The organism is Microcoleus sp. MON1_C1, from assembly GCF_036701945.1.
GTDB lineage: Bacteria > Cyanobacteriota > Cyanobacteriia > Cyanobacteriales > Microcoleaceae > Microcoleus.
In genome coordinates this window covers 1-25,252 of record NZ_JAUBRO010000021.1, presented here as the reverse complement: position 1 = coordinate 25,252, position 25,252 = coordinate 1, and the positions used below count along the sequence as shown (strand labels likewise).

General features: G+C 45.8%; 22 protein-coding genes. 12 read left to right on the top strand and 10 right to left on the bottom strand.

The genetic code is table 11. The features are described from left to right. Window positions 1–134: 134 nt before the first annotated feature. The gene (locus QUA62_RS13790) at window positions 135–419 is read right to left on the bottom strand and encodes a WGxxGxxG family protein (protein ID WP_333215498.1); all 285 of its coding nucleotides are present in this window, start codon (window positions 417–419) and stop codon (window positions 135–137) included. Between the two features lie 292 nt (window positions 420–711). Between QUA62_RS13790 and QUA62_RS13785 the strand changes: the two genes are divergently transcribed. Continuing rightward, entirely contained in the window at window positions 712–1,893 is a 1,182-nt protein-coding gene (locus QUA62_RS13785; RefSeq protein ID WP_333404704.1) for a histidinol-phosphate transaminase, read from the top strand. A gap of 49 nt (window positions 1,894–1,942) precedes the next feature. Here the strand turns inward: QUA62_RS13785 and QUA62_RS13780 are convergent, their stop codons facing one another. Next, window positions 1,943–2,515 carry a hypothetical protein gene (locus QUA62_RS13780; RefSeq protein WP_333404702.1) on the bottom strand — a complete coding sequence of 191 codons (573 nt, stop codon included), beginning with the start codon at window positions 2,513–2,515 and terminating at the stop codon, window positions 1,943–1,945. 37 nt (window positions 2,516–2,552) lie between these two features. Between QUA62_RS13780 and QUA62_RS13775 the strand changes: the two genes are divergently transcribed. After that, window positions 2,553–2,999 carry a DUF2358 domain-containing protein gene (locus QUA62_RS13775; protein WP_333404700.1) on the top strand — a complete coding sequence of 149 codons (447 nt, stop codon included), beginning with the start codon at window positions 2,553–2,555 and terminating at the stop codon, window positions 2,997–2,999. 165 nt (window positions 3,000–3,164) lie between these two features. Beyond that, the gene (locus QUA62_RS13770) at window positions 3,165–3,581 is read left to right on the top strand and encodes a fasciclin domain-containing protein (RefSeq protein WP_333215488.1); all 417 of its coding nucleotides are present in this window, start codon (window positions 3,165–3,167) and stop codon (window positions 3,579–3,581) included. A 193-nt stretch (window positions 3,582–3,774) separates the two neighbouring features. On the opposite strand, the gene QUA62_RS13765 is transcribed toward QUA62_RS13770, so the two are convergent. Continuing rightward, the gene (locus tag QUA62_RS13765; protein ID WP_333404698.1) at window positions 3,775–5,241 is read right to left on the bottom strand and encodes a glycoside hydrolase family 13 protein; all 1,467 of its coding nucleotides are present in this window, start codon (window positions 5,239–5,241) and stop codon (window positions 3,775–3,777) included. A 202-nt stretch (window positions 5,242–5,443) separates the two neighbouring features. Between QUA62_RS13765 and QUA62_RS13760 the strand changes: the two genes are divergently transcribed. From QUA62_RS13760 to QUA62_RS13745, 4 genes are all read left to right on the top strand, one after another. After that, the gene (locus QUA62_RS13760) at window positions 5,444–5,605 is read left to right on the top strand and encodes a hypothetical protein (RefSeq protein ID WP_333404696.1); all 162 of its coding nucleotides are present in this window, start codon (window positions 5,444–5,446) and stop codon (window positions 5,603–5,605) included. 399 nt (window positions 5,606–6,004) lie between these two features. After that, complete coding sequence (locus QUA62_RS13755) at window positions 6,005–7,294, top strand: glucose-1-phosphate adenylyltransferase (RefSeq protein WP_333215482.1); 1,290 nt, start codon at window positions 6,005–6,007, stop codon at window positions 7,292–7,294. 1,005 nt (window positions 7,295–8,299) lie between these two features. Next, window positions 8,300–8,527 (top strand): hypothetical protein, encoded by a 228-nt coding sequence (locus QUA62_RS13750; RefSeq protein WP_190663825.1) that lies wholly within the window; start codon window positions 8,300–8,302, stop codon window positions 8,525–8,527. 86 nt (window positions 8,528–8,613) lie between these two features. Beyond that, complete coding sequence (locus tag QUA62_RS13745; RefSeq protein WP_333404693.1) at window positions 8,614–9,624, top strand: J domain-containing protein; 1,011 nt, start codon at window positions 8,614–8,616, stop codon at window positions 9,622–9,624. Window positions 9,625–9,786: 162 nt separating this feature from the next. Here QUA62_RS13745 and QUA62_RS13740 read toward each other — a convergent pair whose 3' ends face one another. The 5 genes from QUA62_RS13740 to QUA62_RS13720 all read right to left on the bottom strand — a co-directional run bounded on the left by QUA62_RS13740 (window position 9,787) and on the right by QUA62_RS13720 (window position 14,422). Then, complete coding sequence (locus QUA62_RS13740) at window positions 9,787–10,062, bottom strand: DUF1816 domain-containing protein (RefSeq protein ID WP_333289408.1); 276 nt, start codon at window positions 10,060–10,062, stop codon at window positions 9,787–9,789. Window positions 10,063–10,431: 369 nt separating this feature from the next. Beyond that, window positions 10,432–10,722 (bottom strand): DUF1816 domain-containing protein, encoded by a 291-nt coding sequence (locus QUA62_RS13735; RefSeq protein ID WP_333215474.1) that lies wholly within the window; start codon window positions 10,720–10,722, stop codon window positions 10,432–10,434. A 569-nt stretch (window positions 10,723–11,291) separates the two neighbouring features. Further along, window positions 11,292–12,047, bottom strand: coding sequence for an LmeA family phospholipid-binding protein (locus QUA62_RS13730; protein ID WP_006635225.1), 756 nt, complete (start codon window positions 12,045–12,047; stop codon window positions 11,292–11,294). Between the two features lie 127 nt (window positions 12,048–12,174). Further along, on the bottom strand, window positions 12,175–12,768 hold the full coding sequence (locus tag QUA62_RS13725) for a pentapeptide repeat-containing protein (protein ID WP_190663828.1): 594 nt from the start codon (window positions 12,766–12,768) through the stop codon (window positions 12,175–12,177). A 241-nt stretch (window positions 12,769–13,009) separates the two neighbouring features. Next, entirely contained in the window at window positions 13,010–14,422 is a 1,413-nt protein-coding gene (locus QUA62_RS13720) for an HD domain-containing phosphohydrolase (RefSeq protein WP_006635227.1), read from the bottom strand. Between the two features lie 275 nt (window positions 14,423–14,697). On the opposite strand from QUA62_RS13720, the gene QUA62_RS13715 reads away from it, so the two are divergent. Both QUA62_RS13715 and QUA62_RS13710 read left to right on the top strand, forming a co-directional pair. After that, window positions 14,698–15,435: a DUF2993 domain-containing protein gene (locus QUA62_RS13715; RefSeq protein ID WP_333404690.1), complete on the top strand. Its 738-nt coding sequence runs from the start codon at window positions 14,698–14,700 to the stop codon at window positions 15,433–15,435. Between the two features lie 496 nt (window positions 15,436–15,931). After that, window positions 15,932–16,504 carry a DUF6658 family protein gene (locus tag QUA62_RS13710; RefSeq protein ID WP_333404688.1) on the top strand — a complete coding sequence of 191 codons (573 nt, stop codon included), beginning with the start codon at window positions 15,932–15,934 and terminating at the stop codon, window positions 16,502–16,504. Window positions 16,505–16,677: 173 nt separating this feature from the next. On the opposite strand, the gene QUA62_RS13705 is transcribed toward QUA62_RS13710, so the two are convergent. After that, window positions 16,678–16,836, bottom strand: coding sequence for a hypothetical protein (locus QUA62_RS13705; RefSeq protein WP_333404686.1), 159 nt, complete (start codon window positions 16,834–16,836; stop codon window positions 16,678–16,680). A 597-nt stretch (window positions 16,837–17,433) separates the two neighbouring features. Here QUA62_RS13705 and QUA62_RS13700 point away from each other — a divergent pair. Both QUA62_RS13700 and QUA62_RS13695 read left to right on the top strand, forming a co-directional pair. Beyond that, window positions 17,434–19,584 carry a SpoIIE family protein phosphatase gene (locus QUA62_RS13700; RefSeq protein WP_445301663.1) on the top strand — a complete coding sequence of 717 codons (2,151 nt, stop codon included), beginning with the start codon at window positions 17,434–17,436 and terminating at the stop codon, window positions 19,582–19,584. Between the two features lie 147 nt (window positions 19,585–19,731). After that, complete coding sequence (locus tag QUA62_RS13695; RefSeq protein WP_333404683.1) at window positions 19,732–20,922, top strand: transposase; 1,191 nt, start codon at window positions 19,732–19,734, stop codon at window positions 20,920–20,922. 408 nt (window positions 20,923–21,330) lie between these two features. Here the strand turns inward: QUA62_RS13695 and psb35 are convergent, their stop codons facing one another. Further along, window positions 21,331–21,543 carry a photosystem II assembly protein Psb35 gene (gene psb35 / locus QUA62_RS13690; RefSeq protein ID WP_190732354.1) on the bottom strand — a complete coding sequence of 71 codons (213 nt, stop codon included), beginning with the start codon at window positions 21,541–21,543 and terminating at the stop codon, window positions 21,331–21,333. Window positions 21,544–21,751: 208 nt separating this feature from the next. Here psb35 and QUA62_RS13685 point away from each other — a divergent pair, with 208 nt between their 5' ends. Continuing rightward, window positions 21,752–24,757 carry a glycerol-3-phosphate acyltransferase gene (locus QUA62_RS13685; protein WP_333404681.1) on the top strand — a complete coding sequence of 1,002 codons (3,006 nt, stop codon included), beginning with the start codon at window positions 21,752–21,754 and terminating at the stop codon, window positions 24,755–24,757. Window positions 24,758–25,252: the final 495 nt, after the last annotated feature.

The following is a 25,252-nucleotide window of genomic DNA, read 5'->3' as shown; positions in this document are numbered from 1 at the left end:
AAATATCAAAACAAAGAAACCGAGTTTTTTGCCCGGATTAAAGGCAATAATCCAGTTTTTTCCTAAAAAACCCGGTTTCTAAATCGAGGACAGTTGATGTTGTTTTTGGCTGGTGCGATATCCGTTTTAAAAAATTATTCGCCCATCGGATCGCGGTAGCGTTTGGGTTCATCCTTGCGAAACAGATTCGCCAAACCGAGGATTCCCAACAAACCCAAAGCGCCCCAATGATTGTTGTCTTCCTTGCTTTCTTGAAGGGGAGTTCTGTCTAGAACAACTCCATTAGAATCACTATTGTTCTGTGCCGGAGCTGACTGCGTTTGAGCTGAGGCAGGCATCGCTGAAGGGAGAACAGCCAAACTCAAAGCTATGAGGGTAGCGGCGGCATTTTTAGATATATCGGACGGATTGACTTTCATACTCGGTTTCCAAATATCAGCAGTTACTTTATCAGAATAATCAATTGGCCGCAGCAGACGCATCAATCGAGCGACAGAAACTAAATCCCCTCTCTCCTCTTGCTTTCGATAGAGAAAAGGCTATATCCTAAGTTTAGACGCCTTTGATACAGCATAAGTAAGTCGGCATTAGGCAAAAATTTCAGCAGCGAGGTAAAAAACAAAAATTTTTGCATTCGTAAATTTTCTTGACTTGTGCCTTCTGCCTTGCCTTGTAAGCTGACAATCTAAATCAAAAGTTTAAAATCATACCATGCTTCCCTTTATCCGAAAAGACTTAGCCGAACTTACCGCATACACTCCCCATCCGGGGGGCGCGTCAGGAGAATCAGCGCACTCGGAAAGTGTACTCGATCGCCTCGATACTAACGAATGCCCCTACGACTTGCCAGAGGAATTAAAAAAAAAGCTAGCTTGGACTTACCAGCAGTTAATTGAGACAAATCGCTATCCCGACGGAGGCCACGCAGCCCTCAAAGAGGATCTCGCCGAATACGTCAATGAATCCCTAAATGTCCCCGCCCTTAACAAGGCAGGGCTAGGGGGGGTTACACTGCCCACAACCGCCATTACAGCCGACAATATTTCTGTGGGCAACGGTTCCGACGAACTAATTAGATCCATCTTAATAGCTACTTGTTTAGGCGGTACAGGCTCTATTTTCGTTGCGAATCCTACCTTTTCGATGTATGGAATAATCGCCCAAACCCTCGGCATTCCCGTTGTGAGTGTTCAGCGAAAAGAGGAGAATTTTGAAATCGATATCGAGGCGGCTAAAAAGGCGATCGCCCAAAATCAACATCCCCCCGTGCGCGCCGTCTTTGTCGTTCATCCCAATTCTCCCACAGCCAATGCTTTGACAGCAGATGAAATAGAATGGTTGTCAGATTTACCCGAAGAGATATTAGTAGTAATTGACGAAGCCTATTTTGAATTCAGCCAAAATACTTTAGCAGACCAATTGCACCATCACCCGAATTGGATAATTTTACGCACATTTTCCAAAGCATTTCGATTAGCGTCAATGAGAGTGGGATATGCGATCGCCCATCCCGAACTCACAGCCACCTTAGAAAAAATCCGTCTCCCCTACAACCTTCCCAGTTTCTCGCAAACAGCCGCCGAGTTAGCCTTAGCGCAGCGGCAGTTATTGCTGGCAACCATTCCCGAAACTCTATCAGAAAGAGCAAAATTAATTGCAGCGCTAACTCAGCATCAAAAATTGCAAGTTTGGCAGAGTGCGGCTAACTTCGTTTACCTGCGGGTGAAAGCCGGCGAGGGCGAATCTGCCGAACAGGGACACAAACAAATCATGCAGCAGCTAAAAGAGGGAGGTACTTTAATTAGGCATACTGGAGGAGGTTTGCGAATTACGGTGGGTAGCCCGGAGGAAAATCAGCGAACAGTCGATCGCATCGCAGCGATTTTGAATTGACAAAACCCCTTAAAAATGGTATGCACTAAAGCAAATTACCATGCCATTTTTAATTATCAATCTGTCGCGCCGCCCGAATGGTTTGGGGAAATACGCCTACTAAAAGTGCCAAAGCTTCATCGGGAATTTGTGCCACCGTTTCCGAATCCAAATATTGTTCAAACTGAGTTAAAACCATTTGTGCGCGTTCCAAAGCAGCAGGCTTTGCCGTTAACTGTTCCATTAACCGCACCCACTGCCGTCGAATTCCAAAAGCTTTCTGTATTTCTTCGGGAGATTGAGGGCAAACCAAACAAAAATCGCCCACGGGAATCGCCTGCTGAGAGTCAACCTCAAAAGCGCCCCCAACGGCAGCCCCAGGCCCGGCAAACTCCGCGTGGAAACGTTTAATCAAAATTAGGCCGTTCCGGCGACGGCTATCTACCATCAACAGCTTACCGCTGTTGATTTCTGCGAGAATGTCAGAGGAGTGGGGGTGTTCTGTCAAATCTGTGCCAAGGTTTCGATGTCGCAAGTCCGGGCCAGCAGAAAGGCCGGCGCGGACAATATAATTAGAGGTAAGATTAGAGCTGGATGAAGTATCAATTTTTTTCTCATCCCGCTGCCGATCGAGATTATTCATTTAAAGTTATAAATTAATACTGTCACAAGGTGGTAGTTTGAGCGCGATCGAATATCAAAGGCAGGTAGAACAAGCAGTAGACACGCTGAAAGCGGATCTCCCGACGCTGTTTGAGAAAGACATCTCCTACGACATCTACACAAAAGATGTTTATTTTCAAGACCCTGTTAACAAATTTAAAGGAAAAATCAACTATCGCATTATCTTTTGGACTCTGCGATTTCACGGCCAGCTATTCTTTAACGAGATTTACTTCGACCTGCACGACGTAGGTCAGAGAGCCCATGATACTATTGTGGCAAATTGGACTGTTCGCGGGACACTGCGGGTTCCCTGGAAAGCTCGGATTTTTTTTAACGGCTACTCTACTTATAAATTGGATAAAGACGGCTTAATTTACGAACATATCGACACCTGGGACAGAGAGCCCGGAGAAATTTTAAAGCAGTTTTTCCGCAAGGGGGAGGAGGCGAGCCAAGTATAAGCCAAAAAGGTCGATCGCGCCGAGCCATCAGGGGCGGCAACCCTAATAACTTATAATGAGGAAAATAATCATCATCCCTCGGATTCATTTTCTGCTATTTGTAAATTGCTAAAATGATCGTCGCTCCAGATTTATTTTCTGCTATTTGCACTCCTGAAAAACATCATGCCAGATATTGTCGAGACTGCCACCAATGCCGGCTCTTTCAAAACACTCGTGACTGTTATTGAAGCGGCTGGTTTGTTAGATTTATTGCAAAGTCCTGGCCCCTACACCGTCTTAGCACCAACTGACGAGGCATTCGCCAAAATTCCTACGAACACTATTACGTCTTGGCTGGAAGACATACCCAAGCTCAAGAAAATTCTGACTTATCACATTCTGTTTGGCGAGGTACTAACTGAGAATTTGCTTGAGTTAAGTTCTGCTGAAACAGTGGAAGGTTCTGTGGTGGGAATTGATACTTCTGACGGCATTAAAGTGAATGATGCTAAAGTTCTCACTTCAGATATTCTTGCCGACAATGGCGTCATTCATATCATTGATTCGGTGCTACTACCAGCAATGGTTGCAGGAGAATAAAAGTTTTGTTTTCGCTGATAAATTTCGGGTGCGCTAGGCGCACCTGATGCCTCTAATAAATTCTAATAAATTTAGAATAGGCGGGGCAAATCACCGATAAATGTAGGCGCGCACCTTACTGCTATAAATGTAGGCGCGCACCTTACTGCTATAAATGTAGGCGTACAGGGAGCAGATTACCCTACATTTTAAACTAATTATCCGAACCTAAAATCAAGCCAGAGCGTGCCGGCAGCATCAATTCTAACTGCCGAGTTTCCCCGTCACCTTTCCAAACAAACTCGCCTTTTCCATACAGCAATTTATCGTGAGGAGATTTCAAATTAGCTGGTTCAAAGCTAATATTAGCTGCTTCGGTCGCGACATTGACAGCAACAACTATTTCCTCATCCCCCAAAATTCTGGCAAAAACGTAAACCGGTCCCTCAGCAAAAAGAATTTGGTACGATCCAGTACGGAGGGCAGCGTATTTGTGCCGCAAAGCTATCAACTGCTTGTGATAATCTAAAACCTCAAGTTCCCAGTCAGCTTCTAAGGGAAAACCGCGACGAGAATCGGGATCGAGAGCACCGGGCAAACCAACTTCATCGCCGTAGTAAATGCTAGGAGCTCCAGGAAAAGTTAACAGCAGCAAATTAGCGAGTTCGACGCTAGCTTTATCGCCTCCAGCAATTGACAGCAACCTAGCTGTATCGTGACTGGCTAACAAGTTGAGTTGAGTTAGCTGTATTTCCCAAGGATATAATTCCAAAACGTGCTGAATTTTGTCGCCGTACTCTTTAGCCAAAAGTGCCGGATAGGGGTAATAAGAACGACCTTCCAGTTGAGCTAAATCTACCCTGTCGCCCGCTGCAAAAGCAATAGTCGGCGCAGCAAAAAGATAATTCATCACCCCGTCAAACTGAGTACCGTCGAGCCATTCTCTCGCATCTTCCCAAACTTCCCCGACAATGTAAGCTTCGGGATTAATTGCTTTAACTCGTTCTCGAAATTCCTGCCAAAATCCCGGGGTTTTAATTTCAAAAGGAACGTCCAGCCGCCAGCCGTCGATGCCGAATTTAATCCAATATTCGGCGATTTCCATGATGTATTCTCGGACTTCTGGATTGTCGTGATTGAATACAGGAAGGGCTCGATTCCCGTCCCAACCAGCATAGTTAGCAGGAAAATTGCCGTCGTAGGCGGATAGCGGCCAGCCTTCAATTTTAAACCAATCCACCCAAGGAGAATGCGGGCCGTTTTCGAGGATGTCGTGAAAGAAGAAAAAGCCGCGGCTGGCGTGGTTGAATACACCGTCGAGGACAACTTTGATATTGCGATCGTGGGCGGCATCTAGAAGCTCTTTAAAAGCTGGATTGCCACCCAACATCGGATCGACTTGATAGTAGTCGTGGGTATGGTAGCGGTGATTGCTGGCCGACTGAAATATGGGGGTGAAATAAATTGCGTTAATGCCTAAGTCTTGCAAGTAGTCTAGCTGTTCCATCACGCCCCACAAGTCCCCGCCTTTGTAGCCTTGGAGGGTGGGGATTTCGTGCCATTCTTCCCACTTGAAGTTTTGCAGCAGGCGTTTGCGAGGCTGTTTGCTTTTGGCGAAGCGATCGGGAAATATTTGGTAGAATACCGCGTGTTTAACCCAGTCTGGCGTTTGAATTTGCATACATTTTTTCTAGCTTTTAGGGGTTAGGCTACAGTAGCAGAGGTTTGTAGGGGATCTAGCTTTTGGTAGAGAATAGACATTTTATCCAATTTTGTCGATCGACAAATTGTAAAATATTACACAAATTTGCAGTCAATCTAAGATTGAAAACTGACACTACCTAGAAATTTATCGTCCCGGCGCGCGACGCTTCCTGACTGCTGTGGAGTCCGAAAAACTCACACAACAGGAACGCCCGCAAAAAGAACGGGATAAAACCCAAGCCAAAAGCCCGCTTTGGGCCCAAACAGAGCGCGCTTTGTGCGTGACACGGCGCGATCGACCAGCCTTTGAACAACAACAACAGCGCCATGCTCCAGGATGAAGAAATGGCGAGAACGGGGAATTAACCCAGAAAACTTGTAATTAAAAGCCCAAACCCCGAACCTTATTCTTTTGTTAAACAGCCCTTATTTATTGAGGGGTATTTCAACTCACAACTCAAAACTTTTTCAAATACCCATTATTTCTTGATGAGTATTTTAACTCACAACTCAAAACTCATAATTCCAGTCCCGGACGCACTCCAACTCTCCTAAACTGGGTTTTTTAACTCTTATTGAGGGTTGGAAGAAGTATTTGGATTAAAAAAACCCCCTTTCTGCGTAACCGACTCAACTCATAACTCATAACTCAAAACTTCCTTGCTCCCCCCCCTTGTCAAGAAGCCCTCACCATCCGACACTGTACTTGGAGAGTTAATTGACCCTAGGGAGAAAGTTCCTTGAAAAAAGTCTTAGCCATCATCCTCGGTGGCGGTGTAGGCACCCGCCTTTACCCCCTAACCAAACTGCGAGCCAAACCCGCAGTTCCCCTCGCAGGCAAATATCGCCTCATCGATATTCCTGTCAGCAACTGTATCAACTCGGAAATAGTCAAAATTTACGTCCTCACGCAATTCAACTCGGCATCCCTCAACCGTCACATCTCTCGCACCTACCAGTTTTCCGGCTTCACCGAGGGATTTGTCGAGGTACTCGCCGCCCAGCAAACTCAGGAAAACCCCAACTGGTTTCAAGGGACAGCCGACGCAGTTCGCCAATATCTCTCGCTGCTAGAACAGTGGGACGTTGACGAATACTTGATTCTTTCGGGCGACCACCTCTACCGCATGGACTACCAGAAGTTTGTGCAGAGACACCGCGAAACCAACGCCGATATCACCCTCTCGGTTTTGCCAATGGACGAGAAGCGTGCCTCGGATTTTGGTTTGATGAAAATCGACGGCAACGGTCGCATTGTTTCTTTCAGCGAAAAGCCAAAAGGCGATGCGCTCAAACAAATGCAGGTGGATACTACTAAACTGGGACTGACAGCGCAGCAGGCTCAGGAAAGTCCTTACATTGCTTCGATGGGGATTTACGTCTTCAAAAAAGAAGTTCTGATTAAACTCCTGAAAGAATCTCCAAACCAAACTGATTTTGGTAAAGAGATTATTCCGAATTCGGCAAAAGAACACAACCTTCAAGCTTATTTGTTTGACGATTACTGGGAAGATATCGGAACCATTGAGGCTTTTTACGACGCTAACATGGCTCTGACAAAACAGCCTCAGCCGCCTTTCAGTTTCTACGATGAAAATGCGCCGATTTACACTCGCCCGCGTTTCTTGCCGCCGACAAAGCTTTTAGATACTCACGTGACTGAATCGATTATTGCTGAAGGCTGCATTCTCAAACAGTGCCGGATCGACCATTCTGTGTTGGGAGTTCGATCGCGCATTGAAGCTGGATGTACGATTCAAGACACTCTGGTCATGGGTGCTGACTTCTACGAACCCGACGCCGAACGGCATTCGAGTTTGGACAACGGCGGCGTCGCCCTCGGTATCGGTGCAGATACTACAATTCGCCGCGCGATTGTGGATAAAAATGCCCGCATCGGCCGCAATGTTCAATTAATTAATAAAGACGGAGTGGAAGAAGCCAACCGCGAAAACCAAGGTTTTTACATCCGCAGCGGCATTATCGTAGTCCTGAAAAATGCCACGATTCCTGATGGAACTATCATTTAGTTATTAGTCATTAGTCATTAGTCGTCAGTCATTAGTTTTTTAAGTTAAAATCTGTTACCTCTCAGCCAGTGACTGATGATAAATAAGTAAATTAGTGACAGATCACCAATGACCGATGACTGATGACTGATGACAAAATTAATTCTTTTTTTTGTTGATTATTAATTCCCACCGCTGATGCGAGGTGGTCGAAATACTTGGCTTTATTCCAAGGCTCGCGCATTATTAATAAGCGACAGTCTCTGTTACTGTCTGCCGTGATACAGATATGTCCGGTCGCCTGCGTCTGGCCAATAGCTTCTGATTCTTGTATTTTCGCTCGTAGCACGACTGACAAATACGCTGCCCGTTTCTGAGTACAACACAACTCTCGGAACTATCTTTCCAATCGTCGCAGCAGCCGCAAGGCCAACTTAGCAAATAATTCATAATGTTAGCACCCTGGTAGCGTTAAAAGCTTATTGTTCTACTATCCTATCTTAATGTTTTATAAAAGTGTGTGATGTAGCTAACAGACACAGGAGAAATTATGTTATATTACTTTGACTTAAATCTCTTCAGAGGTTTAAAAATAAAATTCTCTAGCACGGATCTGGCGTGAATAAAAAATATCTAGAAATTTTGTGTAATAACGGCGCAATTTAGGGTATTATATAGTCACAATTCAGAAACCAGATTTGACCGGACTTGCTGATGAAAACCTGCTAAGATGCGGATTGGGTGATAAAGCTCATATCGAGAAGTTCGTAGGCGTAAGCCGGGGCGTAGCCATCGCACCGCGCCCCGAAAAAAAAGAGCAAAAAAAAATCGCTCGTCCGCGCCAGTCAACCCTCCTGGACTCGCGCCCGCAACACCAGCAGCTTTCCCCGCCTCACCTTAACCGGGCTGCCGCCTCCGGAACCCCCTTTGCCTCATAACTCCCCAAAAGTTTTCGCCGCAGGATTTTTACCGTCTCAAAGCTCACAGGTATAGCAACGGCCTATAGGGTAGGGACGTTCTTAATTGATGAAAGCATTGTTTTTGCTGTCGAATGCCAAAAGCATTTCTAGAGGCGGCTGCTCCGGCTCCCTTCAGCACGAGAGAGCCGAATGCTATAAAATCTTAAACAGCAGCGGAGTGCGGAAATTGCGATCGAACGCCAAGCAACAACCGAACTCGATCGAGTCCAAACCTTTGATAACCTATAATTTGAATGAGATGCCGCAGGCACTTCGGCTCCTGGCATTATACTAATGCGCCATCCTGCGGCTAATTTGGGATTTATTCTTTCTAACAACTAACAACTAACAAATAACAACTAATAAAGAGGGGATTGCTTAATGGCTGCAACAGATTTTAAAGACTATTACGCTATTTTGGGACTCAACAAAACTGCCACTTCTGACGAAATTAAAAAAACTTTCCGCAAACTAGCCCGCAAATATCACCCGGACATGAACCCCGGCAACAAAGAAGCCGAAGCTCGTTTTAAAGAAGTAAACGAAGCTTACGAAGTGCTCTCAGACCCTGAAAAACGCAAAAAATACGACCAATACGGTCAATACTGGAAGCAAGCTGCCACAACTCCAGGCGGATGGCCCGGCGGGGGCACTACGAATGTAGACTTTGGCGGGGTTGACTTCAGCGAGTACGGCAGTTTTGACGAATTTATCAATGCCTTGCTAGGCCGTGCAGGTAGTAATCCGGGTAGTGGCCGCAACGCCAAGTGGAATTACAGTAACTACCGCACCAGCAGCGGCGGGCCCACAGGTTTTGGCGGATTTGAAGATTTCGCGGGGTACGAAAACCGCAGCGCAGGAACGTCTCTCGACACCGAGGTCGCCATTTCCCTGACTCTGGGGGAAGCATTTCGGGGAACTTCTAAGCGAGTCGCCACGGGCGAAGTTTCGATTCCAGCAGGAGTGAAAACCGGCAGCAAAATTAGGATAAAAGGCAAAGGTCAAGTTGACCCGTACACGAAGCAGCAGGGAGATTTGTACCTAAAATTAGAAGTTTTGCCTCATGCTTTCTTCCAGTTTGAGGGAGAAAATTTGGTCTGCGAAGTACCGATAACTCCAGACGAAGCGGTGTTGGGAGCTTCAATTGAAGTGCCGGTGCCTGAAGGAACGATAACTGTGAAAGTTCCAGCCGGGATTCGTTCGGGTCAGTCTTTGCGGTTGCGGGGCAAAGGATGGCCGAAACCCAAGAAAAACGAGCGGACTGATTTGTTGGTAAAAATTGCGATCGTGCCACCGAAAGAACTTACCTCTCTCGAACGCGAGTCCTACGAGAAAATCCAAGCAAATCGTACTTTTAATCCTCGCAGTAATCTCAATCAGATGATGCTTTGAAAAAGCCTGCATTTCTCGGACGCAAATAAGATTCTTTCTTCAGTATTTCCTCGGGACACAGCATTGTTGTGTCCCTACTGTATGCAAGCGCGATCTCATTTGAAAAAAACCCTGTTAATAAATCAACTTTTCTTCGCCCGTAATTGGCAGTTTCCAACCTTCTCAAGACTCTTCACTAGCTCTTAGCTGAGTAGGTTGACTACCTTGTTTGAGGTTGATGGTAATTTTTTTAGCTCCTTTGTTCTCCAGATCTCGGATGTAGCCGGTCGATCTGTCAGAAGCTTCCTCTCTGCTGTCATAGGGCCCAAAGCAGTAGGTACGCTTTGGCGAATCTGTATCAACTTCTACCCACCATTCGTCGCGTCGAGTGCTGCTAGCAGGTTGAGCTAGCATCCAAACAGCCGTGAAAAACATACCCAACATAGAGATTTCAAACATATTTACCTCTGGGAATACTTAAGTAGTTTTTAGTATTCTCAATTTATCAAGGCAACGCGAGCGCTCGGCTCGTCCTCAGTGCTGATTTAGCCCCGATTATTTTTGGCCGTTAATGCTGGCTAAAATCTGCATTTTGGTGGAGAAGATGCCGCCTTTTAAGCCAGCACTACAAATACAAAGTCCGCAGAGTAACGACTAAGACAAGATCGTGCTTAATATTATTGTTGAGGCTTGAGGTAATTGAAAACTCAAACAAAACTGAGGCACTCTTGACGCTCAGAAACCGGGTTATTTAACATATACCCCTCGTGATAGACGGAGTATTTTAGTCAAAAAACCCGGTTTCTGGCGTCTGCACTATCAAAATTCTTAAGCCGCGATACCCTCTGAAAATTCACTATCGCAAATCGTGAGTTCCGAAGGCTGACACCGTTTGATGCGGATGCTAACTCTTTTGGCTCCCTCGCTTTCGAGGTCTTCGACGTAGCCCGGAATATTGCTGGAGGCTTCTTTGTCGGTGTCGAAGGGGCCAAAATAGTAGGTACAGTGAGGCAAATCTGTGACAATTTCTACCCACCATTTCTCGGACCTGCGGGTGCTTGGTCCAGCAAACACGGACAAGACTGCGATGTAGATACAAAATAAATAAAATCCGAACATTTTTCCTCTTTTGGGGTTATTTATTTTCTATAGGACTTACGCCCCCGCGACTCTCATCAACCGGGTTGTTCCAATCCTGGCGATCGCCCTTTACCAGAGAAGTTAGTCCTTCAAACCCGGTTTCTGGCTTGAGGACGCTCTAACTTTATCAAGGTAATTTATGCGATCGCATCAACCTGAGTGCTGATTTTGAGCCGAGAATAGAATCCCAGTGAATCAACTATTTTTCATTTAAATTTAAGCTTGAGGGTGCGCTAGGAGTGGTCACCCCACAACAGTTTAAGTACGCAGTAGTTGATTAATTAAATGCGCGACAACTTAGTTCTGTAAATACGCCGGAAATAGAATTTCTTGGCTAGATGAGTTATGAAATCTAACTTAAGAAGCTTGGCAACACCGGTTTGGGTGTACCCAATTTTTGTCATAAAGGCTATAGCGCGACCTTACCCTAGCAGCGCCACAGCTTAACAACTGTCGCTAAAATAGCAAAACCCGCCTGGGCGGGTTTTGTTGTTAAGCTATAAAATTCCTCAAACAAGTTTCATTTAGCCACCTCAGCAGGCTGAGGTTTAGCGCTTGCCTTTGGGGAACTGTTCGATACCAGCCCAACCGTAGAAAACCAGCTCGTCGTTCTGAACTCGGCAGCGGTCTACTCGCAGTTGAGTGCCTTCTAAGGCAAATTTGTCTAAGTCTAGCAAGTTATTTACGTGGGCAATTATAGCTTGACCCAAGTCTATTGCTTGCCCGTCACCGCCGTAAGTAACGCTGACAAATTGGATTTTGCGTCGGTCTTCTACTTGCAATTGAGCTGTAATATCTATTTTGACGGGTTCGCTGGCATCGCCTACGGTAATTTCGGACTGAAGCCGAATGGATTTGTCGGCTCCGAAGCTGACTTCAGTGTTTTGAAAGTGCAGAGATTGCTCTTGATACTTCAGCTTCTGGAGTTTTTCAACTACAAAAGGTGTATTGAATGAGGTGGTTAAATCCGATCGACTTAAGACTACTCGCATATTTGCCTGGGTAGGCTGTCGCAATTTCACTTGACCTGCAAAAATCGCCCCAAAATCAATGGAGAGTGCTTGCAGGTAGAGTTCCATCACTTCTATGCGGAGGCCGTTGTACATCAACATACCTTTGCCAACAAAGTCGAAACCGTCGATGCTTCCCTGCAAGAGTTTGGCTACTGGTTCGACTCGGATGTTGGCTTCGGCCTTTTCAGAACGCTTGAATAAGGCTGCGATCGCAGCTCCTGCTACTTTACTAACAAGGCGATCGCCACTTTGACCTTGAAAGGATGTACCGCTAAACAAAGCTGCTACCATTTATTCGTTTGCTCGTCTACAGTCGCCATTATAACCCCATATTAAGAAATGTAAAAATCGCTTGTGCTTATTCACCTCATAAGCAGATCTTGTTTTTTGTCTGTCTTCTAAACAACATTGTTGAAATTTAACGGCTCAGGGGGGTGCCTTGGAGACAGGCGCGATCGAGCAACGCTCCATCCCAAACGGTTTGTTCGATCGTGGCGCAAAGCAAATTAGCCCCCGTCAGGTTAGCGCCGCGCAGTACGGCTCCATTCAGGATCGCTTCTTCCAAGTCAGCTCCTGACAAATCAGCGCCGGACAAATTGGCATTGCTCAAATCGGCGGAGTGCAAAATTGCCCGACCCAAAGCAGCGCCCCGCAAATCGGCGCCCCGCAAATCGACACCGCTCAAATCCAAATTGCCGATGGATGCCCCCGTCAAAAAAGCACCCCCAAAACTTGCGTCGCGGACTAAAGCGTTAGCGAAGGAAGCTCCCCGCAAATCGGCGTTCCGAAAATCTGCGCCTCGCAAGTCAGCACCGCTCAAGTCAGCGCCGCGGAGGTTGGCTCGCAATACGGCCCGCTGCAAGTTAGCGCCGGCGAGATTAGCTCCACTCAAGTTGGCTTGAGACAAGTTAGCACCGGCGAGCTCGGCTCCCGCTAAGTCTTTGCCGGCTAAATCAGTACCGGCCAACATCAAAATTTTGCCTTTTCGTATGGCTTCGAGGTCATTAGTCATTAGTTTTTAGTCATCAGTCATTGGTCATTAGTCATTAGCGCACAGACAGGCTGCTGCTACAACTCCCAGTGTTAGGGTGCGCTTAGCAAGCACAGGCTGATTTTTTGTAGTGTTGGAAAAGATTTTGTGCTGAGTTTTAAATGCCCAATACTTCGGCTAGGCACTTCGGCAGCGCTCAGCACAAGCTCTGTACAAGTTCCCAATTACCAATTACCGATCGCCCATTACCAATCCAGTTATTTTATAATGCCGGAGCGGTCGCGGTCGTTCGATCGCCCAAATCCTCCAACCACACGTTAGGCAGTTGGCTCGGCCGAGTTGGTAACTGCATCAAACCCATTTCTGCCAGCCTGACGACGTTGCTGAGAGTTTCCACCAAAGCCGGATCGAAGCGAGTGCCAGACAGTTCGCGGCACTGTTCCAAAGCTTCGCTCAAACTCAAAGCCGGACGATCGCCACGCGGTTGAGTCAATTCTTGAAAATCAGCGACCAACCCCAAAATCCGCGAAGCAACGGGTATGGTTTCGGCTCGCAAACCCTCTGGCCTGCCGCTGCCGTCCCAATATTCGAGTTGGTGCTTGACAATTTCCGCCACAGGTGATAGTTCCGGCATTGCTTGCAGCAGTTGGGAACCAATGAAACTGCGATCGCGCCAAAATGAGAAAGTTGCTTGGTCAAAAGCATCGGGAGTGCGATCGAACACCTCATTCGGGGCAGAAACTAAGCCGACTCGAAATAGCAATCCAGCCAGCCGCAGCCTCCGCAACTGCAAAGCCGGCAAATCCAGCAGTTGACCCAAAGTTTCCGACAAAGCCGCCACCTGCAAAGACGCTGTAGGATTTGAGGTATCGCGTTCGTCCACGCGCTGGGCCATCCGCAGAAAAGCTTGAAGTTTGTTAGCGTTCAAATTGCGGCTGACGCGCAAAGCTTGACCTTCCAATTCCCACAACTCGCGGGTTTGGCGGTTAATTGCTACCATTTGCTGCTGAGAACTTTGCAGGTAAGTGACTATCCGCGATACCACGCCACTAATGTCTGCCAAGGGCGGGCCAATGGTAGCCAGGATTTCGTGGTACATTTCCAGCAAACTGTCGGCCAGGGGAGAGTTGTAATGTCGCGTCTGTTCTATAAAAATTTCTGCAGCAGCCGACACCAAAGACTGGTCAAACGACCACAAACCGTAGAACTTTCTTTCTGTATCTACTTCAGGCTTGCCCTCGGGCAAGTATTCCTGGGCTGAAAGTTCGCGGCAAAGCACCATTGCTTTGTATGTCGGGGCGACGATGATTAAATTCCATTCTTCAATTATGGGGTCGTTCTCATCGAGATTTATTAAAGATACATTTTCTAATTGCCCGGTTTTGTGAGTAGCGAAACCGCTGTCGGCTACTGCACCTATGACAACGTGCCGAGAGGCATTAGCAATATCTAGGTAGCGATCGGCTTCCTGTAAATACCATTTACCCTGCTGAAACGTTACCAAAACTAAGGGTTGGAGTTCGCTCTTGTCCCCGCCACTGGTTTGCAAAATGTGGTCTTCTAGGGCGTGACATAGGGCTACAAGGGTGTTTTTGAAGTATACCCCGTAGCTAGAAGGCAGTTTTCCATCGGGAAGCGTAGCTTGTAGTCTAGCGAGAGTTGATTCTGGATTCATTGCAAAAAGCGGTGCCGGCTCTTACTTATTGTAGCGGGCGATTGAACTTCTAGAAAAGACTTTGGGCAAAAATGCGAGTTTTTGACTTTTCACCGCTTCGCAACCGAGTCAATGTAGAGTGCGCCGAAGAGCACCTGATTAATTTTAGTAATTTTCTGGAAACCCTCTGTCTTTGGCTGAGTTTTTTTCAGACGAGAAACCGGCCGAGAGGAAGACGGTAAATGACTTAGGTATTAACTACTATTTTTAAAACAATATTATTAGGAATTCTGAGCGTGCTTCAACAAAATAGAAGTTTAGGGGAACAGGCGATCGACAAAGTGGCCGAGATTGCTATTGCGAGCAAATTAGACGAATCCGAAACTTTGTCTGTCACAGTTAACACCGATCCGCTCCAGCTAGCCCAGGGAGAAGTAGAGGCCGTTGCCGTTGAGGGCAAAGGATTGGTAATGCAACAAGATTTGCGCGTGGAAGAATTGCAAATTCACGTCAAGGATATTGCAGTCAATCCCCTCACCGCTATGTTTGGCAAAATTGAACTGAACGGGCCTGCCTTCGGTGGCGCGCGCGCCGTTTTAACAGAAAGCGATATCAACCGCGCTTTTAATTCCGAATACATTAGCAGGAAACTGAAAAACTTAAAAGTTACTGTTGACGGACAACAGCAGACAATAGACGTTAAAACTATTGAGTGCCAATTGCTAACCGGAAAAATCGCTTTAAATGCTGAGGTATTGGTGCGGGAAACTGCCTCCACGGAAAAAATTCAATTTACCTCCAAACCTCAGATCGCAGCAGGCGGTTGGGCAATTTCTCTTCAGGATGTCGAGTATCCCGAAAACAAGGAATTTTCGCCGGAGTTAACTCAAGCTTTGGCCGAGAAAGCTGGTGAAGTTTTAAACTTGCGAAATTTTGAACTTGAGGGAATGTCCCTGCGGGTCCAACAGCTAAATGTGGAAGCTGGTGTGCTGACTTTGGAAGCTGAAGCGAAAGTCGAAAAATTCCCAGATTAGCAGTAGCGTTCTGAGGTTAGTAGCTGGTAGGGTGCGTCAGTGGATTTGAGATGTTAGATGTTAGATTTACTCCACAGATGAATCTGGGTGTTTGAACAATAGTCTAAAATTAGTATAACTCCACGCCAGGAGTCGTTCGCAAGTATCCGTTTTTGGGCGCGGTCAAAAACAAAAAAGCTTTTGTGAGCAATTATTGGAACGCACGCACCCGAAGACTACGCTTTGAAACTACCTCCCCCCTTTTCTTCTCCGTCGGGTACGCGAGTTTCTCAACCGAACTTTATCTAGAAACCCGGTAAAAAAACCGGGTTTCTAGATATCGGCGTGTTAGTCCTACCAAAAATAATCTCTCGAAGGTAATCGCACTTTTTAAATCCCTCTAAGGTTAGAAAAAAATAGATAGCAATATGCGGCAAAATATCACCGCCGTTAGAGGCAGGTATGGGGAGTTTATTTTTACTCTTGACAAGTAGTAGTAAAGAATTGGAAAAATTTTGTGAACACAGTAACTGCTTTTTTTAAAAGAGTGCGTATCGGTCAATTTTTGACTGTATTGATGGCAGGTGTGCTGCTGTTTACCAGCACCGCTTGCAATGCCGGCGATGTTCGAGGTGCTCGGCCTGAGAATCCTCCCGTTCAAATGGGAGGAATGAATAACCCCCACAAGGGCGGTGGAGATGGATACACGAATTATCAAATGTCTACCGACCCTAAAGTCAATCAATCGCCTGCTAAAGCAGAAAAGAATCGGGCTGATTTGTCGATCGTGGGCGATCGTCTCCTGGCCGCGACTACCGGGGAATCTAATTCCTCAAAGCTGCTTTATCCGGGTTCTGCACCGATGGAAACTGACAAGTTCGACCTCGAACTCGGCGGAGATAAAACTCTGTTAGACACGCCAGACGGACAGCCGGCTAAGGCTCAACCCGTATTCGACCGCAGCGATCCCGATGCCAAACTTTTAGAGAGAGTAGGCGCCGCCTTTCAGGATGCTTCTGCTTTCGTGAAAGATAGCGCTGAAGATGCTAAGGAAAGCTCAGTTACGAAACTCAATCCGCTGCAAAAATAAGCCAGTCGGAGCAAAGATGATGTAGGGGCTGTCTGAAATTAGCCCCTACATAAATAATATAATTTCTTGAAACTAGATAAACGCTTTTAGACCTGCTATCTGCTCAGCAGGATTTACGCTATTTCTGCATTTTTAATAAAATCTAGCTCAATATGTTTTACATTTTATGAGATTTAGGCTGCGAATTCTGGAGAGTAGGTCTGGTAAATTTCAATCAGGTTGAATAAATCTAAAACATTTTGATTAACATGAACTATTTGGCCGTAAATAAAAATTACGGGGTTGTTCATTTCGTGAGCCACTCCTGCCACCAACTGTCCTAAATTCGACATTTGTTCGGGTTGAATTAGCTGAAGAGGCCACGGAAAGTTCCGTTACCAAACTTAAATTTTTGGGTTCTTGTGCATAGCAAGGAAAAATCTTTAACACTTTTAGGTGTCAAGAAGCCTTGTAATGCTCGATAAAATACCAGATAGCTCCCACCTGATTGGAGAGCATTTTATAATAAAATGATAGAGTTTTTATTACAATAGCGAGATTTCCCTGGCATCAGGGTGTTATTGAATCTTGGTATATCAGAAGTTTTGCCCCTATCTCTCCCGCCAGATTGGTATCGCTGGCGAGGGAAAAATTTTTCATAGGCGGCCTAAAAAGTTGTATAGTACAGGGCATATTGTCTGTAAACTGCTGAGAGCAAATCCCACAAATCTGCTGGGTACAATAAAACAGGGATGTCTACACCTTCATATAAAGCCTGTTTAGGCTTTGTTTGGGCTTAAAACGCAGTTTTTGTCCCGCTAAGTCAGTGATAATATTACACTGCGGGTTTTGAAGGAATAGGTAGAAACTCCTAATAACGCCCCGCAACAACTGGAAGCGATGCTGAAAGGGTAAATTATTCTTAGTTAACCGCTATTCCCGTGAAATCTTTGAAAAATACTTCTCGTAAATTGCGTCTCCGTACAGCCCTCGTCGTTCCCTTCGTTTTGCAAATTGTAGCGGCTGTTGGGTTAGTAGGTTATCTCTCCTTTAGAAGCGGACAAAGAGCAATCAATGATCTGGCAAACCAACTGCAAAAGGAAGTCAACAATCGAGTTAATCACCACCTTGAGACTTACCTGAAAATGCCTCAGCGAGTTAATCAAATTAATTATGATCTCATTCAGATAGGCTTATTGGATGTCAATAATTTTTCTGCCTCAAGGCAGTATTTTTGGAGACTCCTTCAACAGTTTGAAACCATCAGTTACATTGGGTTTGGTAATGAGCAGGAAAAATTTATCGGTGTTGAACGACTAGAGGGTGGCAAATTTTCTGTAGAAGTTAAGGATAAAAGTACGGGTGTCAATAAGCTAGTTTATCTGCTTGACAAACAGGGAAATCTAATTGATAAGCAGATCGGTGCTTCAAAAAACTACCTCCCCACCCGCCGCCCCTGGTACCGAGCGGCTAAGGAAGCCAATAAACCGACTTGGGGTAAAATCTATCAGTTTTCTTCCAACTCAGCAGTACGGTTAGGAATTCCGGCTGTCCAGCCCTATCGTGATAAAGCAGGCAATTTTGTAGGTGTTCTAGAAACTGATTTGGTTATTTCTCAGATCAGTAACTTTTTGAATCAAATCAAAATTAGTCCTTCGGGAGGAGTGTTTATCATGGATCGTGAAGGACTGCTGGTTGCTAGTTCAACGAACTCCCCTATCTACACAGTCAAGAATGGTAAAGCCGAAAGATTAGCAGCATCAACCAGCAGGGATCCTTTGATCCGGGCAAGTACACAGTATTTGTCAGAGCATTTTGGCGATCTCAACCAGATTACAAAGCTCCAACAACTAGACTTTAAGATTAAGGGGGAACGCCAATTTGTTTTGGTTGAACCTTGGCAAGATGAGTTTGGTCTGAATTGGGTGATAGTGACTACGGTTCGAGAATCGGACTTTATGTCACAAATCAATGCTAATACTCGTACTACAATCCTGCTCTGTTTAGCGACTCTGATTTTGACAATTGCGATCGGTATCCTGACGGCTCGCTCGATTACCCGTCCCGTTCTCCGAATTACTAAAGCTGCTGAACAAATTGCTGCTGGTAACCTCGATAAGCGAGTAGGCACCACTGACTTTATTGAAATTGAGGAAATTGATACGCTGGAACGTTCCTTCGACAGCATGGCAGGGCAACTGAAGGAATCGTTTGAAACACTCGAAGATAAAGTCAAAGAACGCACGACTGAACTAGCAACTGCCAACGGCGAAATCCTTGCCCTCAACGAGAGACTAAAGGAAGACAATCTTCGCATGGGTGCTGAATTGGATATCGTGCGTCAAATGCAGCAAATGATTCTGCCCAATGCTGAGGAACTGAAAATTGAAGGACTCGATATTGCCGCATACATGGAGGCTGCCGATGAAGTCGGCGGCGACTATTATGATGTTTTAAACACCGATGGCGTTGTTACTCTTGGCATCGGCGATGTCACTGGACATGGACTCGAAAGCGGTATCTTGATGCTGATGGCGCAAACGGCAGTCCGTACCCTCAAGGAAATCCGTGAAACTGATCCGGTTCGGTTTTTAGATGCGCTCAACCGCACCCTGTATAAAAACGTGCAGCGCATGAAATCTGAGAAAAGTCTCACCCTAGCGATTTTAAATTATTCCCAAGGACGGGTCAGCATTAGCGGTCAGCATGAAGAAACAATCATTGTGCGCCAAGGAGGACAGGTTGAGCGTATCGACACGATGGATTTAGGTTTTCCGATTGCTCTTGACGATGACATTGCTGAGTTCATCAGTCATATTTCAATGGAGCTACAGTTAGGAGATGGTATAGTGCTATATACCGATGGTATTACCGAAGCAAAAGACATTAACAAAAAACAGTATGGCGTTGAGCCGATGTGTGAAGTCATTAGCCAAAACTGGCATTTATCGGCTGGGGAAATCAAGCAAGCGGTGATTGACGATGTACGGCATCATATAGGCCGTCAAAAAGTGTTTGATGATATTACGCTGTTGGTTTTGAAGCGGACGGAATTAGGTGTAGAAAAAAAGTCACAGCCTCAAGCAGCGGCATTGGTTTAGAGCGATCGCCCATACGTCGAAAAAACAAACTTATCAGAGAATTGGGTCTAAAACCCCGTCCTTCTAGGACGGCTTTAATTCTAAAGTTTTAATGACTCACTAAACATCCTATGCTAAATCGTATAGTATAAGGTAGGAGGTAAAACCATGCTAGTCTTTGAGTTTAAAGCCTACGGAAAATCAAACCAGTTCAAAGCAGTAGAGGAAGCAATTCGTACCGCAAAGTTTGTCCGCAATAGCTGTTTGCGCTATTGGATGGATAACAAAAAAGTGGATAAATACGATTTGAACAAATATTGCGCTGTACTGGCTCGCGATTTTTCGTTTGCCGACGAACTCAACTCAATGGCTCGACAAGCTAGTGCCGAACGAGCGTGGTCTGCTATCTCCAGATTTTACGATAACTGCAAAAAGGGTGTTCCTGGCAAAAAAGGGTATCCGCAGTTTCAAAAAGATTGCCGATCGGTTGAGTATAAATCAACTGGATGGAAACTTGCCGACGATCGGAAATCAATCAACTTTACAGACAAAAAAGGGATTGGACGGTTAAAACTAAAAGGTACACGCGACTTGCACTTCTACCAAATCAACCAAATAAAACGGGTGAGATTGGTAAAACGTGCTGATGGCGTGTACGTCCAATTCTGCGTGGATGTCGATAGAAAGGAAAATACAGAACCTTCTGGTACGGCGATCGGATTAGACGTGGGATTAAAGGAATATTACACCGACTCGAACGGAACTACGGTTGAAAACCCGAGGTTTCTAAAAAAAGGTGAAAAAGTCCTCAAACGTTCAGGGCGTCGCGTATCAAGAAAAGTAAGAGGTTTAAAAAACAGGCTCAAAGCTAGGCAGATTCTAGGCAAGCGCCATCTCAAAATAAGTAGACAGCGTAAAGACCATGCAATAAAACTTGCAAGGTGCGTAATCTCATCCAACGATGTAGTCGTTTACGAAGATTTGAGAATCAAAAACATGGTGAAGAATCACTGTCTGGCTAAGTCCATTAACGACGCATCTTGGTATCAATTCCGTGTTTGGCTTGAATACTTTGGTAAAGTATTTGACAAGATTACGGTTGCGGTGAATTCCCAATACACCAGCCAAGAATGCTCTAGCTGCGGGGTAACAGTCAAAAAAACACTATCCACAAGGACTCACGCCTGTAAGTGTGGCTGCGTTTTGGATAGAGATTTTAATGCAGCTAGAAATATCCTCAGTCGAGGATTGGGTACGGTAGGGCATACCGGAACCTTTGGTCTTGAGCCAAGCAACGCTTTAGGAGAATCAATCTCTACTGTGGTTGGAGAAGTCCTGCCTCAGCAAATTGGCTCGTAGATTAAAGAATCCCCGTGCGTAAACGCCGGGGAGTGTCAAGACATTAAACGGGAAAATAATCGTCGGGGCGATCGCCTTAGCAGCCAAATTTACGAATAGGTGGTGAGATGTCTCAAAGGCCACTTCCCAAAAGAGCCTGAATCTCCTGAGAACTCTAAAGCTATAGTCAAGGTCTAAATTTCTATGATTAAATCTATCTAATGATCTCTTCCATCAAGGTCAATAAAGGGATCGAGCGCGGGATGAGCGATCGCTGTATTGACATTAGTGCTTTCGGTCTATTAAAACTGTTCACTCAAAGCTTTTATATAGCAGCGTAAGGCGCGCCGAGGCGCACCCTACCGGATAGATATGCAAGGGTAATTTCTATTCCTCTCAAAGCTTTTTTTGATCTCAAACAGCTTTGTTCTATTTTTTCTTTGAATCAGAAACCTCAGCAATCAAATCATCTTTATCAACTTTGGGTACAAAATCAGGGCGTTCTTTGGCTTCCCAACCGGGGGGACGCTTGGAGTTGTACCAGGCGACAGAGCCGATCGTAGCTGCAGCAATAAAGCCAGCAACAAGAACTAATATTGGAGTGCTCAAGCTGACACTTGATTCCGGCACTGGCTGCTGCATCAGCAGCTCAATCATTACTCGCCGGATGGGTGCAACAACTGCTATGGGAGTGGTCAAGCTGATACCTATCATTAGGCTAAATCCTTATCTACTCTACTTTTACATTATCTTAAGTGCTAAGGACGTTTGGTTGATATATCGGAAGACAGAAAAATTGACAGAATTGCCGTCATAATGTTTAGAGCTTGAAAATAGGAGAGCTGATTTTATGCCGTTGCCGACAATAGCATTGCTGTTGACTGCTAGTTTCAGCCTGGGTGCTTTACCGCTAACGGGATGGGCGGTGCGAGTGTTTGGCCGCCGAGATTTGAGGGCGCTGGGCACGGGGAATGTGGGGGTGTCTGCAGCTTTCATTCACGGGGGGAAATTAGCGGGAATTGCTGCGGTGTTGGTAGAAATTGCCCGGGGTGTTGTGCCAGTTTTGGCGGGGCGATTTTGCTTCCCGGATGCACCTGCGATGGCGATCGCCCTGTTAATTCCTCTAGTTGCGGGCAGATATGCGATCGCCCGAGGTGGAGGCGTGACCAACGCTGTTTGGGGTCTTTTGGTATTTTCGCCGCCGGTGGCTGTATCATCGGGCATTTGGGGGCTGCTGGCGTGGGGTTTGGCACAGCGGTGGTGGGGTGAGGGCGATCGGGCGAGACTCTTTGCTTCCCGTTGCGGGTGTCTGTGCACGCCAATCTGGGTTTGGGTGTGGCGACAATCAATGCCTGAATTTTTAGCAGCAGCAGGATTAGCTTTGTTGTTAGCAGCAATTAATTTCAGTCAGGGGGATGATATGGCTTTATCTAAATCAGAACAATTGTTTTCTCTTGATGACTCGTTAGATGCTGCAATCTGCGGCGATAAAGCTGCTAAATTGTCTCAACTGAAACGCGCGGGTTTTAACGTACCTGCTGGTTTTATATTGTCATCGAAGGAAGAAGGAAGAGGGGAGAAGGAAGAAGGAAGAGGGAAGAAGGAAGAAGGAAGAGGGGATGAGGAAAATGGCGAGCGACTGTTAATCAGTAATTCTGTAATCCAAAATCTAAAATCCAAAATCCAAAATCGAATGATTGTGCGTTCTTCTGCTGCGGGAGAAGATGGCGAGACGAGTTCTGCCGCCGGACAATATCAAACTATTGGCCCGGTTTTCACCGAAGCAGAATTGCTCGATGCAATTAATCGCTGCAGCCAGTCTTATTGGACTTCCGAAGCTTTGGCTTACCGCCGCCAGCGACAACTTCCCGATACCCAAATGGCTGTATTGATTCAGCCTTACATTGACAGCCAAATTGCGGGAGTCATGTTCAGCCGCAATCCTTTAGATGGCGGTTCCCAGATAATTATTGAAGCTTTACCGGGAGGGGCTGAATCAGTTGTCGGCGGACAAGTTACTCCGGTTCATTTAGAAATAGATTTTAGTACACCTGAATCATTAGAAGAAAGTTTAAGTGAATTTGAAAATAATTCTATTATTGATAAATCGATTATAGCAAAATTGGTGAAACAATCGCAAGCAATCGAAGCTTTTTTTCACGGCATCCCGCAGGATATTGAGTGGAGTTGGGACGGGGAAAAAGTTTGGATTTTGCAAAGCAGGCCGATTACAAATTTACAGCCGTTTTGGACGCGCACTATTGCAGCCGAAGTGATTCCCGGTGCAATTCGCCCGCTAACTTGGTCGATTAATCGACCGCTTACTTGCGGGGTTTGGGGAGAGATTTTTCAGGTGGTTTTGGGCGATCGCGCGATCGGCTTAAACTTTAATGAAACGGCAACTTTGCTGGGTTCACACGCCTATTTTAATGCGACTTTGTTGGGCGAAATTTTTCGGATGATGGGATTGCCAGAGCAGGGTTTGGAATTTTTGCTCAGAGGGCAAAAGATGGGCAAGCCGCCTTTGGGGAAGATTTTGCCTTCTTTGCCCGGTTTGTGGCGTCTGGTGCAGCGGGAGAGGGCGCTGAATGCAGAATTTAAACGCGATCGCACTTCTATTTTCCTCCCCGCACTGCAAAGTCTGGAGAAGGAAGAAGGAAGAGGGAAGAAGGAAGAAGGAAGAGGTTCGAGCGAAGAAGAAATATTAATGCCCAATGCCCAATGCCCAATGCCCGAGTATCAATATTTGTCGGAATTGTTGGAGAAAGCCGAGCAAATTCAGAAGTGGCTGAAACCGATTACTTACTACAATATATTAGGGCCGATCGGGCTGGCTATTCGCAAGGCAATTTTTCGCGTTAATGATGACTGGCTGGCTAATGACAGCGCTCCTGAAATTTCTTCTGTGCGAGCTTTACAGCAGTTGGCTCAAAAATTGCGCCAAGCTGCTGTTTCGCAGTCTGACGAAACTGTTTCAGTCGCACATTTAGCACAGACATTTTCTGAAACTCCGGCTTTACAAGCAGAATTTGAAAAGTGGCTTAATATTTACGGATATTTGAGCGAAGTGGGAACGGATATCGCTGTTCCTACTTGGCGAGAACAACCGGAAGTTTACCAAAAACTGCTAATAAGTATGGCTCAAAAAGCCGAAATTAATTTAGTCGAAAAGCGGAAATTAGGCTTGAGTTTTGGGCAGAAGTGGCGACTAGATAAATGTCAGGAAAGAGCGAGCGTCAAAAACGAAATTAGCGAAATTTACGCGCGGTTGTTGGCTCATTTACGCTGGACTTTTTTGGAGATAGAAGCTTGCGGATTGGCAATGCAGGTGTTTCAGGAAAGCGGGGATATTTTTTATCTGGAATTTGGGGAAATTCAGCAATGGATTCGCAGCGGGGCGAGTGTTTCGTTTAAGGATACAATTACGGCAAGGCGCGATCGCCTCTTAGCCGATCGCGATCGTCCGATTCCCCCTGTCGTCTACGGCAATTTGCTGCCAAATTCTCAGAAAAGGTCGATCGAATTTACCACGTCCGCAACTAATATCATCCAGGGAATTCCAGCAAGTATTGGTCGTGTCGAAGGCTTTGTCAAGATTTGCCGCACCGCGAGCACAGATTTAGGAGAAAATGCGATCGCAGTAGTCCCATACACCGATGCAGGTTGGGCACCGCTGCTATTAGGAGCAAGAGCAATTATCGCCGAAGTTGGCGGCCAACTATCTCACGGAGCAATAATCGCTCGCGAGTACAAAATTCCCGCAGTCATGAATATTTCTGAAGCGACAACTCGCTTGCGGGACGGTCAAAAAGTCCGAGTAGACGGGTATCTCGGCACTGTAGAACTCCTGGAATAATTAGCAACAGGCAAGATGCCTGTTCAACATAAGAGTTGATTTCTTGTAACCCACATTCCGCACCCCAACTGTCACATGGGGTGCGGGCGGGCTGTAAATTCCGTGGGATGGTTTAGCGCGAACCGATCGATACAGTATAAATACTTAAAAATCGCCCTGCCAGAGAAAATAGCTTGTTTATTTTCCTGGAGTATTAAACAAAATCATCAGCTAGTTACGTGTCGCAACTAGAGGATGAATCAGGAGAACAAAAATACCATTGAATTTAGAAGCAACTTGACGAAAGCACCTACAGATAAATAGAGCAATCTTGCATGGTTATGCTCTCGCCCGATGGCGAGGCCTAAAGCAAAATAATACTCTGATTTCCTAAGTAATTCGGCGAGATAGTGTTATTAATATCTCTCAATCTAGTAGATAATAACTGCGGCAGGTATTTGGGAAAAAGCTGAGAATTTCTAAGCGCTCGTCAGTCAAATTGGAGATTTGTTTGAC